12 protein-coding genes are annotated in these 13,659 nt (G+C 70.8%); all 12 read right to left on the bottom strand.

Going from position 1 to position 13,659, the window contains the following annotated elements; translation table 11 throughout:
- Positions 1-17: 17 nt before the first annotated feature.
- Entirely contained in the window at positions 18-2,744 is a 2,727-nt protein-coding gene (gene infB / locus VGW35_14490; GenBank protein HEV8308866.1) for a translation initiation factor IF-2, read from the bottom strand.
- A 15-nt stretch (positions 2,745-2,759) separates the two neighbouring features.
- Positions 2,760-3,260 (bottom strand): YlxR family protein, encoded by a 501-nt coding sequence (locus tag VGW35_14485; protein HEV8308865.1) that lies wholly within the window; start codon positions 3,258-3,260, stop codon positions 2,760-2,762.
- A complete protein-coding gene (nusA, locus tag VGW35_14480; GenBank protein ID HEV8308864.1) occupies positions 3,161-4,507 on the bottom strand; it encodes a transcription termination factor NusA in 1,347 nt (448 codons plus the stop codon). The genes VGW35_14485 and nusA overlap by 100 nt, the downstream gene beginning before the upstream one ends.
- A gap of 14 nt (positions 4,508-4,521) precedes the next feature.
- Positions 4,522-5,007 (bottom strand): ribosome maturation factor RimP, encoded by a 486-nt coding sequence (gene rimP, locus VGW35_14475; GenBank protein ID HEV8308863.1) that lies wholly within the window; start codon positions 5,005-5,007, stop codon positions 4,522-4,524.
- A gap of 280 nt (positions 5,008-5,287) precedes the next feature.
- Entirely contained in the window at positions 5,288-6,991 is a 1,704-nt protein-coding gene (locus tag VGW35_14470) for a proline--tRNA ligase (protein HEV8308862.1), read from the bottom strand.
- A 38-nt stretch (positions 6,992-7,029) separates the two neighbouring features.
- Positions 7,030-7,368, bottom strand: a complete 339-nt coding sequence (locus VGW35_14465) for a (2Fe-2S) ferredoxin domain-containing protein (GenBank protein ID HEV8308861.1) — start codon at positions 7,366-7,368, stop codon at positions 7,030-7,032.
- 144 nt (positions 7,369-7,512) lie between these two features.
- Entirely contained in the window at positions 7,513-8,631 is a 1,119-nt protein-coding gene (ispG, locus tag VGW35_14460; GenBank protein ID HEV8308860.1) for a flavodoxin-dependent (E)-4-hydroxy-3-methylbut-2-enyl-diphosphate synthase, read from the bottom strand.
- A gap of 8 nt (positions 8,632-8,639) precedes the next feature.
- The gene (gene rseP, locus VGW35_14455; protein HEV8308859.1) at positions 8,640-10,127 is read right to left on the bottom strand and encodes an RIP metalloprotease RseP; all 1,488 of its coding nucleotides are present in this window, start codon (positions 10,125-10,127) and stop codon (positions 8,640-8,642) included.
- Positions 10,128-10,131: 4 nt separating this feature from the next.
- Positions 10,132-11,307, bottom strand: coding sequence for a 1-deoxy-D-xylulose-5-phosphate reductoisomerase (locus tag VGW35_14450; GenBank protein HEV8308858.1), 1,176 nt, complete (start codon positions 11,305-11,307; stop codon positions 10,132-10,134).
- A 156-nt stretch (positions 11,308-11,463) separates the two neighbouring features.
- The gene (locus VGW35_14445) at positions 11,464-12,267 is read right to left on the bottom strand and encodes a phosphatidate cytidylyltransferase (protein HEV8308857.1); all 804 of its coding nucleotides are present in this window, start codon (positions 12,265-12,267) and stop codon (positions 11,464-11,466) included.
- A 28-nt stretch (positions 12,268-12,295) separates the two neighbouring features.
- On the bottom strand, positions 12,296-13,096 hold the full coding sequence (locus VGW35_14440; protein ID HEV8308856.1) for an isoprenyl transferase: 801 nt from the start codon (positions 13,094-13,096) through the stop codon (positions 12,296-12,298).
- Positions 13,093-13,656 (bottom strand): ribosome recycling factor, encoded by a 564-nt coding sequence (gene frr, locus VGW35_14435; GenBank protein HEV8308855.1) that lies wholly within the window; start codon positions 13,654-13,656, stop codon positions 13,093-13,095. The genes VGW35_14440 and frr overlap by 4 nt, the downstream gene beginning before the upstream one ends.
- Between the last annotated feature and the right edge of the window lie 3 nt (positions 13,657-13,659).

Here is a 13,659-nt window from a genome sequence, read left to right as displayed (position 1 = left end):
GCCGGGTATCGGCACGGCTAGAGCGAGCGCGCGACTTCCTCGGTGGTGTACACCTCGATCAGGTCGCCCACCCGGATGTCCGACACGCCCTCCAGCCCGATGCCGCACTCCTGGCCCTGCAGCACCTCGCGCGCGTCGTCCTTGAAGCGCTTGAGCGAGGCGAGCTGGCTCTCGGCGACGACCTGGCTGCCCCGGACCAGACGGGCCTTTCCGGTCCGCGCGATCTTCCCCTCCGTCACGAAGCAGCCGGCGATGGTGCCCACGTTCTTGATGGGGAAGAGCGCCCGCACCTGCGCCTTACCGAGCGGCACCTCCCGGATCAGCGGCGCCAGCATGCCGGACAGCGCCGCCTTGAGATCGTTGATCGCCTCGTAGATGACGTTGTAGGTCCGGACGTCCACCCGCTCGGCTTGGGCCTGCTGCATGGCCTTCGGCTCCGACTTGACGTTGAAGCCGACGATGATGGCGTTCGAGGCCGCGGCCAGCATGACGTCGGTCTCGGTGAGCGTGCCGACGGCGCCGTGGATCACCCGGATCTTGACCTCCTCGGTGGACAGCCGCTCCAGCGCGTCTTGCAGCGCCTCCAGGGAGCCGTGGACGTCGCCCTTGAGAATCACGCGCAGCTCTTTGACCTCGCCCGCCTCGATTTGCTTGTGGAGGTCGGCCAGCGTGACGCGGACGGTCGAGGTGAGCTTCCGGTCCTTCTCCTGCCGCGCCAGGGCGATCTGCCGAGCCTTGCGCTCGTCGCCGACCGCCGCCAGCGTGTCCCCGGCCGAGGGAACCCCCGAGAGCCCGAGGATCTCGACCGGATCGGCCGGCCCGGCTTCCTTGACGCGCTGGCGCCGATCGTTGAAGAGCGCCCGCACGCGCCCGGAGTTCTGGCCGGCTACCACGATGTCGCCCTCGTGAAGGGTGCCTTGCTGGACCAGCACCGTCGCCACCGGGCCTCGCCCCCGGTCGAGCTTGGCCTCGACGACCACGCCCCGCGCCCGGCGAGCCGGGTTGGCCCGGAGCTCCATGATCTCGGCCTGAAGCGCGGTCATCTCCAGCAGCTGATCGACGCCAGTGCCCTTCTTGGCTGACGTCGCGACGAAGATCGTCTGGCCGCCCCATTCCTCGGGTACGAGCCCGAGGTTCGACAGCTCCTGCTTGACCCGGTCGGGGTTGGCATCGGGCTTGTCGACCTTGTTGACGGCCACGATCATCGGGACGTTGGCGGCCTTCGCGTGGTTGATCGCCTCGACGGTCTGGGGCATGACGCCGTCGTCGGCCGCGACCACCAGGATGACGATGTCGGTCGCCTGGGCGCCCCGGGCCCGCATGGCCGTGAAGGCCTCGTGGCCGGGGGTATCGAGGAACGTGACCTTGCCGTGCGAAGTCTCGACCTGATAGGCGCCGATGTGCTGAGTGATGCCGCCGAACTCCTGCTCGGTCACCTTGGTCTTGCGGATCGCGTCGAGCAGCGAGGTCTTGCCGTGGTCGACGTGGCCCATGACCGTCACGACCGGCGGACGCAGCCGGAGCTGAGCGGGGTCTTCCTCTTCCTCGACGACCTCCAAGCCTTCGATCGGCCGGACTTCCACGTCGAAGCCGAACCGGGCGGCGACCGCTTTGGCCTTGTCGAGGTCGAGGACCTGGTTGATCGAAGCCATCACCCCCATCGCGACCAGCTCGCGGATCACCTCGCCGAACTTCTTCTGCATCCGTTCGGCAAGCTCGCCGACCGTCATCGACTCGGGCAGCCGGAGCACTTCGCGCTTGACCGGGGCCGCGGGCGCCGCCGGCACCTCGGCCGGTGGCGCGGTGGCCGGCGGCGCGGCGGGCGGCTCGACCGCCACCGGCGCCTCGGCCGCGGGCGCGGCCGGCGCCGCGACTCGCCCGGCCGCGGGCGCGGCGGGCTCCTCCCGGCGAGGCCGGAGAGGAATCACCTTGCCGTCGGTCGGCTTCGGCGCCTCCCGCGCGGGCTCCGTCGGCGGCGCCGCCTCCTTGCGAGGCGCTTCGGTCGGAGACGCGGCCGCGGCGACTTTCTCTGCCGGCGGAGGCGCCGGGGGCTCCTTGGCGGTCGGCTCCTTGACGGCGGGCTCCTTGGCCGCCGGCTCCTTCACCTTGACCCGCTTGGCCGGCGGCGCCGGCCGGGTGACGGCGGGCGTCGCCGCCGCCGGCTTCTCCGCGGGCTTCGGCGCCTTCTCGGCCGCCGCCGGGGCTTCCTCGGTCGGCGGAGCGGGCGCGGCCGGCGGCCCCGCAGCGACGGTCACCGGGACGTCGGGGACGGGAGCGAGCTTCTCGACCGGCGGCTCGGCCGGCACCTTCGAGACTTTCTCCTCGGGTGGGGCGGGGAGTGTCACCAGGGGTCTGACCACGGGCTTCTCGGGGACTTTCGGCTTGGGGACCGCCATGCCCACCCCCGCCTTGGGGGCCGTCTTGGCCCGCGCGGCCGCCTTCGCCCGCTCGGACTTGGGCTTCGTCCCGTCCGTCTTCTTGAGCGCGCGTGCGGCCTTCGCCGCAGCGGCCTTGGCGGCTTCGAGCTTGGCGCGCAGCGCCGTGACGCGAGCGGCCTCGAGCCGCTCCGCCTCGCGCTGGGCGAACGCGGCCGCCTTGTCCTCGAGCACCGTGCGCAGCTCCCGCAGGAGGCCGTCATCGATGGCGCTCGACGACGTCTTCTCCTGATACCCCATGGCCTCGAGCTGGTCGATGATCAGCTTCGGCGCGACGCCGAGTTCCTTCGCCAGCTCGCTGACGCGCATCTTCCCCGCCATAAGTCACCATCTCCCTTCGGCGAGTGCCCCGGCCCGGTCCTTCGGTCGGGCCGCGGAATCATTCCCGCCGTCACGCTGGTCGTCTGCGAGCCCCTTCTCCTGCTCCCTCCCGATCTCCGCTCGCAGGCGCTCGATCGTCTCGTCCAGGACGTGGGCGGCCCCCCGGAACAGGTGCGTCCATCGGCCGCGTCGCAGGGCCTCCTGAAGGCACTCCTCACGGGGACAGAGGTAGGCCCCGCGGCCGCCCCGGCGGCGAGGCGGGTCCGCCTCGACGGACCCACCCGGTCCTCGCGCGAGCCGCACCAGCACGACCTGAGGCCGCACGCGCCGGCAGCCGACACACGTTCGAAAGGGTCCCGGGCCCACCGGCGCCGCTGCCGTTCGCCCGCCCCGTCGGCCGGCGCTCACCCGCCGTGTGCCTCCTGGCGAGCCTCGGGCGGCGCGGACGGCGCCGGCTCCTCCCCGAGCGCCGGCGGCGCGTCGGCCTGGCGGGCGGCCAGCCATTCCTCGGCCGCAGCCACGATGGCGTCGGCCTCGGCCTCCCCGATCTTGCCGATGTCGCGGAGCGCCGCGGCGCCCGCCTCCCGGATCTTCGCCGGGGAATGCAGGCCGTGCGCGGCCAGGATCTGGGCGAGCTCGGCCCCGACGGGCGGAAGCTCGCTGAGCGCGGCCAGTCCGGCCGCCCGCTCCTCTTCCTGCCGCCGGCGGTCGTCTTCGAGCTCGGTCTCGCTCTTCACGTCGATCCGGAGACCGGTGAGCTTCGCGGCCAGCCGGGCGTTCTGTCCTTTCTTGCCGATGGCCAATGAAAGCTGGTTGTCCGGCACCAGGACCAGTGCCGAGCGTTCCTCGCCCTCGCCCCTGAGCGTGACCGACGTCACCTTGGCCGGCGAGAGCGCCCGAGCCACCAGCGTAGCCGTATCGTCGGCCCATTCGATGATATCGATCTTCTCACCACGGAGCTCCCGCACGATCACCTGGATGCGCGTCCCGCGCAGCCCGACGCAGGCCCCGATGGGGTCGACGTCGCGCTTCGTCGAGGCGACCGCGAGCTTGGCCCGCTCCCCCGGCTCGCGGGCGGCGCCCTTGACCTGGACGATGCCTTCCGCGATCTCGGGGATCTCGGTCTCGAATAGCCGGACGAGGAAGCCGGGGTGACTCCGGGAAAGCATCACCTGCGGCCCCTTCGGCGTGTTCTTGACCTCCAGAATATACGCGCGGATCCGGTCTCCGGGCGAGTAACGCTCGCCGGGGATCTGCTCCCGCTCGGTGAGGACGGCCTCGGTCCGCCCGAGGTCCACGACGACGGTGCGCTTCTCGATGCGGTGAACCACGCCCCGCACGAGGGTGCCCTCGCGGTCCTTGTATTCGGTGAAGATTCCCTGGCGCTCCGCCTCCCGCACCCGCTGGAGGATCACCTGCTTGGCCGTCTGCGCCGCGATGCGACCGAACTCGCGGGGCTCGAGGTCGACCTCCACGATGTCGTCGAGTTGCGCGTCCGGCTTGAGGCGGCGGGCCTCGTCCAGGCTCGCCTCGATCTTGGGATCGGTGACCGTCTCCACGACCTTCTTCTCGGCGAACACCCGAATCGCGCCGGTGCGCCGGTCGAGCGTCAGGCGCACGTTCTCGCCCACTCCCATCGTCCGCTTCGACGCCGACAGCAAGGCCGATTCCAGGGCCTCGAAGAGGACCTCGGTACCGATGCCCTTCTCGCGACCGATCTGCTCGATCACGTACAGCAGTTCTCGGTTCATGTGGACCTCCCGGCTCAGGCGGAGCGCACGGGCTCCACCTCCAGGCGCACCTTCGTGAGGAGCGCCCGGGGGATCTGGCGCGGACCTGACGCCTCCGCCAGGGTCAAGAAGCCCTCCGCGACCTCCCGCAGCCGCCCGACGAACTCGCGCTGCCCCTCGACCGGCTCCCGCGCGAAGACGCGCACCTGCCGCCCCATCGCCCAGCGGAGCTCGCGGTCCTTCTTGAGCTCGCGGTCGAGCCCCGGAGAGGAGACCTCGAGGTCGTAGCTCTCCGGCAGGAGGTTCTCCGCATCCAGAAGATCGCCGATCTCGGCGCTGAAGCGCTGGCAGTCGCTGATCGACACGCCACCGGGCCTGTCGATGAAGAATCGGAGCACGCTGCGTCGCCCGCTGCCGCGGAGATCCACGTCGACCAGGATGAGCCCGTGGGCGCGGATGACCGGCGCCGCCAGGGTCTCGATGGCCTCCGTGAGAGGACGCGTCCCCGTCCCGACCGACACTTGGACACCTCCGCTGATGCTAACTTGCGCTCACTCAACGAAAAAAGTGGGCGAAGCCCACTTTACCAACAGCACAGTATACCGTGGAAGGTCAGCGGGGGGAAGGTCCCGGGAAGTGAGCCCGGGATTCGACGACCCGAGGGCCTAGCTCGGGGCGTGTCGGAGTAACCCGGCAGCTCGCCCCGCGCGGGCGATGCGTCGAGCAGCGCTCCGAGCGGCGGCTGTGCCGCCGCAACCGAGGGGGGGCATCGGGGGGTCTTCCCAGACCCCCCCGAAGAGCCTAGGGCGCCTCGGCGAGGCGGCGAGCCAGATCCTTCACGGTCGCGCTCACTTCGGCCGGCGGGACCTTGACGTCCTGCCTGTCCCGCCGGGCCCGTACCTCGACCCGGCCCTCCTTGGCGAGGAGCGCCCCCACCGTGACCCGCAGGGGGATCCCGAGGAGGTCCGCATCCTTGAACTTGACGCCGGGGCGCTCGTCCCGGTCGTCGAGGAGGACGTCGAAGCCGGCCTCTCGGAGCTCTCGGTAGAGGCGCTCGGCGGTGTCGCGGACGCCGCCGTCCTTCACATTCACGGGAAGCACGTGGACGTGGGAGGGCGCGATCGACCAGGGCCACACGATCCCGTCGGCATCGTGGCGCTGCTCGATGGCCGCGGCGGCGATCCGCGCCGGGCCGATGCCGTAGGATCCCATGACGATCGGCCGCTCCTGACCCCGCTCGTCGAGGTAGACGGCCTTGAGTGGCACCGAGTACTTCGTGCCGAGCTTGAAGATGTTGCCGACCTCGATCACGCGCTCGACCCGAAGGGCCTTCCCGCAGCGGGGGCACCCCTCGCCAGCCTGGGCCGCGTGGATGTCGGCGTACTGCGTCACCGTGAAGTCGCGTCCGGGGCGGATCCCCTTCCAGTGGAACCCCTCCCGGTTCGCCCCGCAGACGTAGACGCCCTCCCGGAGCGTCTCGTCCGCGACGATGGGGAGCCTGGCCCCGACCGGGCCCACCGAACCGACCGGCGCGCCGAGCGCCTCCTGCACTTCATCGGGGTGGGCGGGGCGGACCTCGCCTCCCAGGACGCGGGTCAGCTTCTTCTCGTGCACCTGCTGGTCCCCGCGCACCAGGGCCAGGACAGGGCCGGCCTTCGCCACGAAGACGAGCGTCTTGAGCGTGAGCGCCGGCTCTACCTCGAGGAGGGCGCAGACGTCGGCGATCGTGCGCACGCCGGGCGTGGCCACCTCCTCCCGCGAAGAGTCCCGGAAGCTCGGCGCCGCCGGGCGGGAGCCCGCCAGCTCGAGGTTGGCCGCGTAGCCGCACCCCTCGCACAGCGCGATGTCGTCCTCGCCGGCCGCGCTCGGCGCCATGAACTCGTGGGCGCCGAGCCCGCCCATCATCCCGGGGTCCGACTCGACGACGTGGACGCGGAGGCCGCAGCGCTGGAAGATCCGGATGTACGCCTCCTTCTGGAGGTCGTAGGCCTTGGCCAGACCCGCTTCGTCGACATCGAGGGTATAGGCGTCCTTCATCCAGAACTCGCGCGTGCGGAGGACGCCGGAGCGGGGTCGCGCCTCGTCCCGCTCCTTGGTCTGGATCTGATACCAGACCTGGGGTAGCTCCCGGTACGATCGGATCTCCTTGGCGGCCAGCCAGGCCACCACTTCCTCGTGGGTCATGCCGAGGCAGAGGTCGCGGCCGTGGCGGTCCTTCAGGCGGAACATCTCGTCCTTGATGTCGTACCAGCGCCCGCTCTGCTGCCAGAGCTCGGCCGGATGCAGCACCGGCATCGTGATCTCCTGGCCGCCGATCGCGTTCATCTCTTCCCGGATGATGGCGTTGACGCGGTCGATGACGCGCTGGCCGAGCGGCAGGTAGACGTAGATCCCGGCGGTGAGCTGGCGGACGAGCCCGGCCCGGACCATCAGCCGATGGCTCACGGCTTCGGCGTCGGCCGGGTCCTCACGGAGGGTCGGGATGAACGACGTGCTCCAGCGCATGGCAGTCGCGGGAGGGGTGCGCAGTGAGAGCCGGAGACTCAGTGCCTGTCTTTGGCGACGATGACGTTGGGACCGGGCTTGCCCGGGCGGTAGCGGAGGCGCTCGACGGGCTTCCCTCCGATGAGGTGGGACTGGACGATCTCCGGCAGGTCCTCGGCTCGGATCCCGGCGTACCAGACGTCTTCCGGATAGACGACGATCATCGGGCCGTTGCCGCACTGGGAGAAGCAGCCCGATTTGTTGATCCGAATCTGGACGTGGAGGCCCGCCTTGGCGATCTCCGCGCGCATGTACTTCACGTAGGCGTCGGTGTCACCCTGCGTCGGGCAGGTGCTCCCGGTCGTGCACACGAAGACGTGCTTCTCGTACTGACCCATGCCGCCTAGTTCATCGGAGGGGGCCTCCACGGCCCCCTCCGAAACCTCCCCCGAGGAGGGTGGCGGCGGCGAAGCCGCCGCTCTGACGCTACTCGACGCATTCCGTGATTGGGGTCATCGGCCGCTGATTACTCCGACACGCGCCTAGTCGTCCGCGCGGACGGCCTTCTCCGCCGCCTCCTGCTCGGCGAGGAAGATCTGGGCCTCCTCCCACAACGCGTCCACGATCTGGGCCTCGGGCACCTTCCGCACGACCTCGCCCTTGCGGAAGATGAGGCCGATGCCGCGGCCGCCGGCCACGCCGACGTCGGCGCCCCGCGCCTCGCCGGGACCGTTGACCTCACACCCCATCACCGCCACGTGCACGTTCTTGTTGAGCCCCTGGAGCCGCTTCTCCACGGCCGCCGCCAGCCCCACCAGATCCACGTCCATCCGCCCGCAGCCCGGGCAGGAGACGAAGGTGATGCCCTGCGTCCGGAGCCCGAGGGCCTTCAGGATCTCGAGGCCGACCCGCACTTCCTCGACGGGGTCGGCCGACAGCGAGACCCGGATGGTGTCGCCGATCCCCTCCGCCAGCAGCGTCCCGATGCCGACCGCCGACTTGATGGCGCCGATCGTGGGCGTCCCGGCCTCGGTGACGCCGAGATGGAACGGGTAGTCCACCTGGTCGGCCAGCAGCCGGTAGGCCTCGATCATCATCGCCGGATCGGAGGCCTTCAGCGAGATCTTCATCTCGGGGTAGCCGCAGTCCTCCAGGATCCGGATGTGCCGGAGGGCCGAATCGACCATGCCACGGGCGGTGGGGCCGTTGTCGCGCGCCAGGAGGTCCTTCTCGAGCGACCCGGCGTTCACGCCGATGCGGATGGGGATGCGCCGCTCCTTGGCGAGGTTGACGACCTCCATCACGAATTGCTTGCCGCCGATGTTGCCCGGATTGAGACGGAGCCCGTCGACTCCCTGCTCGAGCGCCTTCAGCGCGAGCTTGTAGTTGAAATGGATGTCGGCCACCAGCGGGATCCGGATCTGCTTCTTGATCGCCGCCAGCTTCTCGGCCGCCTCTTTGACCGGCACCGCGACCCGCACGATCTCGCAGCCGGCTGCCTCCAGCGCCCAGATCTGGTCGACGGTGGCCTCGACGTTGCGGGTGTCGGTCTTGGTCATGGACTGCACCGTGATGAGGGCGTCGCCCCCGACCTCCACCTTGCCGAGCTGCAGGGGCCGAGCCCGGCGACGGGGGCCGAGCTGGACCGGAGTGGTCGTCATGAATCCCTCTATTTGAACAGCTTGCTGACGGGCAGCAGCCGCGAGAGGTCGTTGAAGAGGGCGAACACCATCAGGAGCATCAGGAGGGCCAAGCCAATCTGCTGCGCCAGCTCCCGCTTGCGCACGGACAGGGGCCGCCCCTGCACGCCCTCGATGGCGAAGAAGAGGAGGTGGCCGCCGTCCAGCATCGGGACCGGCAGCAGGTTCAGGATGGCCAGGTTCACGCTGATCAGCGCCACGAAGAACGCGTAGGCAACCAAGCCCTGCTGGGCCTGCTGGCCAGCCGCCATGCTGATCTGGAGCGGCCCGCCGATGTTGGACGCCGGGATGGTGCCGGTCACCAGCTTCCAGATCGACACCACCGTCAGCGCGGTCACGTCCCAGGTCCGCTGGATGCCCTGCCCGAGCGCGGTGATCGGATCCGAGCGGAGGAAGGTCTGGGACGATGCCCGGGCGATGCCGATCCGGCCGACCTGGGTCTCGTTGCCCAACGGATCCCGCTCGGTCACCGCCCGCGGCGTGACCGAGGTCTCCAACCGCTGTCCGCTCCGCTCGATGGTCAGCGCGACCGGCCGGCCGGGCATCTTCGAGATCGTCTCGGCCAGCTCGTCCCACGTCCCGACGGGTCGGCCGTCGAGGGCGACGATGCGGTCGCGGGGCTGGAGTCCCGCCTCGGCGGCGGGCATCCCCGGCTGCACTTCTCCCACGACCGGCGGGAAATACGGGCCGGTCCCCAGGCTCCAGACCTCGGTCGGCTCGCCGAACGGCGTCCGGGCGGGCACCCGCCGGGGCGTCACGGTCATCGCCCGCCGGACTCCGTCCCGGGAGACGGTCAGCGCCAGCGGCCGGCCTTCGGAGCGCGCCACGCGCTCCTCGATCTGGCCCCAGTGCCGGACGGGGCGGTCGTCCACCGCCAGGATGTCGTCGCCCGGCTGGAGTCCGGCCTGGGCCGCCGCCGACTCGGGCAGCACCCGCCCGACCGTGGTCGGGAAGACCGGGACCCCGACGGCCGCGAAGATGAAGGAGAAGATGACGGCGGCCAGGACGAAGTTCATCCCGGGTCCGGCGAACACGATCAGGGCTCGGACCCAGAGCGGCTTGAGGGCGAAGGACTTCCGCGGATCAGTCCGGACCTCCCGCGGGACGTCGGTCGCGGGATGGATCGCCTCTTCGCCGTGGGCCTCCTCCCCGACCATCTTCACGTACCCGCCGAGCGGCACGATCGAGATGCAGTACTCGGTCTCGCCGCGACGCATGGACCAGAGCCGGGGCCCGAAGCCGAGCGAAAAGCGCTCCACCCCGACCCCCGACGCCTTCGCCACCAGGAAGTGTCCGAGTTCGTGAATGAAGATGAGCGCGCCCAGGGCGACCAGGGCGCTCACGATGTAGGTGACCGCGGTCGACGGGCCGCCCCCCGAGACGAGCTGGGCGAGCACGCCGCTCACCGCCCAGGAGAAACCCGCGAGGGTCAGGACGCCGGCGAGGGCCACCGCCACGCTTTCACGCCTCCGCCGACTGGGTCCCGCCGCCGAGCGCCGCCTGGGCCCAGCGGCGGACCATCGCATCGACCTTCAGGCACGCCTCGAGACTGTCCACCCCCATGCCCGCGTGGGTGTCGAGCGCCCTCGCGATCAGACGCGGGATGTCCATGAACCCGCAGCGGCCGTCGAGGAACGCCGACACCGCGACCTCGTTGGCCGCGTTCAGGGCGACCGGCGCGGCGCCCCCGGCCAGGCCGGCTTCGCGCGCCAGCGCGAGGCACGGGAAGCGCGTGGGGTCGGGCGCCTGGAAGGTCAGGGCGCCGACCTTGACCAGATCGAGCGCCGGGGCGGGACACGGCAGCCGGTCGGGATAGCTCAGAGCGTACAGGATGGGGACAGCCATGTCCGGCATCCCGAGTTGGGCGAGCACGGAGGCATCGATGAACTCGACCATCGAGTGGACGATGGACTGGGGGTGGACCACGACGTCGACGCGGTCGAAGGGCATCCCGAACAGCCAGTGGGCTTCGATGACCTCGAGCCCCTTGTTCATGAGGGTCGCCGAGTCGATGGTGATCTTGGCGCCCATGCGCCAGGTCGGATGCTGGAGGGCCTGGCTCACCGTGACCTGCTCGAGCGCGTCGCGCGAGACCGCCGCGAACGGGCCGCCGGAAGCGGTCAGGATCAGGCGCTTGACCTGGTGGGCCGGGGCGCTGGCCAGGCACTGGAAAATCGCGCTGTGCTCGGAGTCGACCGGCAGGAGGGCCACGCCGTGCTCGCGGGCCGCCGCCGTCATCAGGGCGCCCGCCATGACCAGCGGCTCCTTGTTGGCCAGCCCCACGGTCCGCCCGGCCCGGATCGCGGCCAGCGTGGGCAGGAGGCCTGCTCCGCCCACCAGGGCCGAGACGACGATGTCGGCCTTCACCTCGGCGGCCAGCGCCGCCAGGCCTTCGGGGCCGGCCAAGAGCTCGGGGCGCGGGATCGGCAGCTCCCGCTGGAGCGCCGCCACCGCGGCGGCATCGAGGAGGGCCACCGCGTCGGGACGGTGCCGCCGGATCTGCTCGATGAGGAGCGGGAGATTCGAGCCCCGCGCGGCCAGTCCCGCGATCCTGAACTCCTCGGGGAAATGGCCGACCAGCTCGAGAGTCCGTCGGCCGACGGACCCCGTCGCCCCGAGCACGGTCACGCTTTTCACGGTCGACTAGTCCTCACTGCGGCCAGCTCTTCGGGGGGTCTCGGAAGACCCCCCCGAGGCCCCCCCGTCGCGGCGGCGGCAAAGCCGCCGCTCGGAGCGGACCGCCATGCCCGCGGCGGCCGGACATCCCGCCGCGCGCGGTCAATACCAAAGGTCCTAGCTGGAAAAAAGTTTCACATAATAATACAGGGCGGGGACGTTGAAGAGCAAGGAGTCTAATCGATCGAGCAGCCCGCCGTGCCCCGGCAGCAAGCGACTGGCGTCTTTCGTCTCGGCGCTGCGCTTGAGAAAGGACTCGGTGAGATCCCCGACCTGGGCGAGGACGCCGAGGGTGAGCCCGATCCCGATCGCATGCCACGGCGTGAGCACACCCATCCGGACGGTCAGGAGGGCGGCGGCGACCGAGACCAGAACCTGGGCCACCGCGCCCTCGACGGTCTTGGCCGGGCTGATCCGCGGCGCGAGCTTGCGCCGGCCCCAGCGTCGTCCCACGAAGTAGGCGGCGGTCTCGCCGCACCAGGTCACCCCCAGGACGAGGAGCGTCAGCGCCGCGCCGTCCGGGAGGGCCCGGAGCCAGATCGCGTGCCCGAGCAGCCAGGCGCAGTAGCAGATGCCGAGCAGCGTCAGCGCGATGCCCGCCCAGTCGGGCGCCACCCCGGACCCGCGGCCCAGCCCCAGCGCGAGGCAGCCGGCCACCGCCAGCGAGAGCGCCAGCGACACCAGCCAGGGCCGCAGCGATCCTCCGAACGCGAAGGCCAGGACGACGCTCCCCCCCAGGAGGAACCCGGCCGCCTGCTCGGCCGCCACACCGACCCGGGCGAACATCCGGTACAGCTCCCACTGCGCGACCAGCGCCAGCACGAGGACGAAGGCCGCGAAGAGCCAGGCCGGCGCCAGCCACACCAGGGCCACGATCAGCGGGATGGCGACGACCGCGAGGAGAGCGCGCTGAGCGAGCACTCGCCCGCCCGGCCAGGTAGCGGGGCTCTCAGAGACCGCCGAAGCGGCGGCTCCGTCGCTGGTAGTCGGCCACGGCGAGAGAGAGGTCGCGGGGGGAGAAGTCGGGCCACAGCGTCGGCACGACCAGGAGCTCGGTGTAGGCGACTTGCCACAACAAGAAGTTCGAGAGCCGGAACTCGCCGCTGGTGCGGATGAGCAGATCGGGGTCGGGAATCCCGGCGGTGTCGAGCGACCCCGCGATGTCGGCCTCGTCGATGGCTTCCGGCGCGAGCTCCCCGCGCGCCACCCGACCGGCGAGGGCGCGAATGGCCCGCGTGAGCTCGCGGCGTCCCCCGTAGTTCAGCGCGATCAGCAGAGTCAGGCGCGTGTTGGCTTCGGTCGCCCGCATGGCCCGGTCGATGCTCGCGCGAACGCCCTCGGAGAGGCCGGTGGTCTCACCGAGGATGCGCAGGCGCACGTTGTTCCGCACGAGCTCGGGCAGCTCCTCGTCCACCGAGCTCTCCAGGAGCCGCATCAGGAAGTCCACCTCGGCGGCCGGCCGGGCCCAGTTCTCGGAGGAGAAGGCGTACAGCGTCAGGTACTCGATGCCGAGCCGGCCGGCGGCCCGCACCGCCGCCCGCGCCGCCTTGACACCCTCGCGGTGGCCGGCGACGCGCGGGAGGTTGCGGGCGGCCGCCCACCGGCCGTTGCCGTCCATGATGATGGCCACGTGGCGGGGCAGCGGCTGGGCCCGGACAGCTTCCAGGAGCGCATCGTCGGCTTCGAGGCTTCGCGCCAGCAGCGGCTCGGTGCCCGGACCGCGCTCTCCTCCGGAGGGCGGGGCCGTCAAAACTCGAGAATCTCCTGCTCCTTCTTCTTCAGGAGCTCGTCCACGCGCTGGATGAACCGGTCGGTCAGCTTCTGCAGCTCGGTCTCGCTTCGCTTCTCGTCGTCCTCGGAGATCTTCTTGTCCTTGGCCAACCCGCGGAGCTTGTCCTTCGCCTCGCGGCGGATGTTCCGCACCGCCACCCGGGCCTCCTCGGCGAGCTTGCCCACGGCCTTGGCGAGCTGCTTCCGCCGCTCCTCGTTGAGCGGCGGGATGGAGAGGCGGATGAGCTTTCCGTCGTTAGCCGGCGTCAGCCCGAGGTCGGATTTCTGGATCGCCTTCTCGATTTTGGACAACACGCTCGCGTCCCACGGCTGGATGAGCAGCGTCCGCGAATCGGGCACCGAGATGCTGGCGACCTGGTTCACGGGGGTGGGCGCGTTGTAGTAGTCGACCCGGATTCCCTCCAGGAGCGCGATGGTCGCCCGCCCGGTTCGCACTCCCGCGAACTCCCGGGTCAGCGTGTCGAGCGCGCCCTGCATCCGCCCCTCGGCGTCCTTGTGGACCGCTTGGGTGGAGGTCATGAT

The sequence above is a fragment of the Candidatus Methylomirabilota bacterium genome (genome assembly GCA_036005065.1).
In the GTDB taxonomy this organism is placed as follows: Bacteria; Methylomirabilota; Methylomirabilia; order Rokubacteriales; family DASRDR01; genus DASYQW01.
The sequence above is the reverse complement of the archived record's forward strand: the minus strand, read 5'-3'. Positions and strand labels throughout refer to the sequence as shown.

Bases quoted from the DNA above. Each gene is read 5' to 3' on its own strand.
- infB (HEV8308866.1), bottom strand. From the start codon at position 2,744: ATGCGCGTCAGCGAGCTGGCGAAGGAACTCGGCGTCGCGCCGAAGCTG.
- VGW35_14485 (HEV8308865.1), bottom strand. From the start codon at position 3,260: ATGGCTGGCCGCCCGCCAGGCCGACGCGCCGCCGGCGCTCGGGGAGGA.
- nusA (HEV8308864.1), bottom strand. From the start codon at position 4,507: ATGAACCGAGAACTGCTGTACGTGATCGAGCAGATCGGTCGCGAGAAG.
- VGW35_14470 (HEV8308862.1), bottom strand. From the start codon at position 6,991: ATGCGCTGGAGCACGTCGTTCATCCCGACCCTCCGTGAGGACCCGGCC.
- VGW35_14465 (HEV8308861.1), bottom strand. From the start codon at position 7,368: ATGGGTCAGTACGAGAAGCACGTCTTCGTGTGCACGACCGGGAGCACC.
- ispG (HEV8308860.1), bottom strand. From the start codon at position 8,631: ATGACGACCACTCCGGTCCAGCTCGGCCCCCGTCGCCGGGCTCGGCCC.
- frr (HEV8308855.1), bottom strand. From the start codon at position 13,656: ATGACCTCCACCCAAGCGGTCCACAAGGACGCCGAGGGGCGGATGCAG.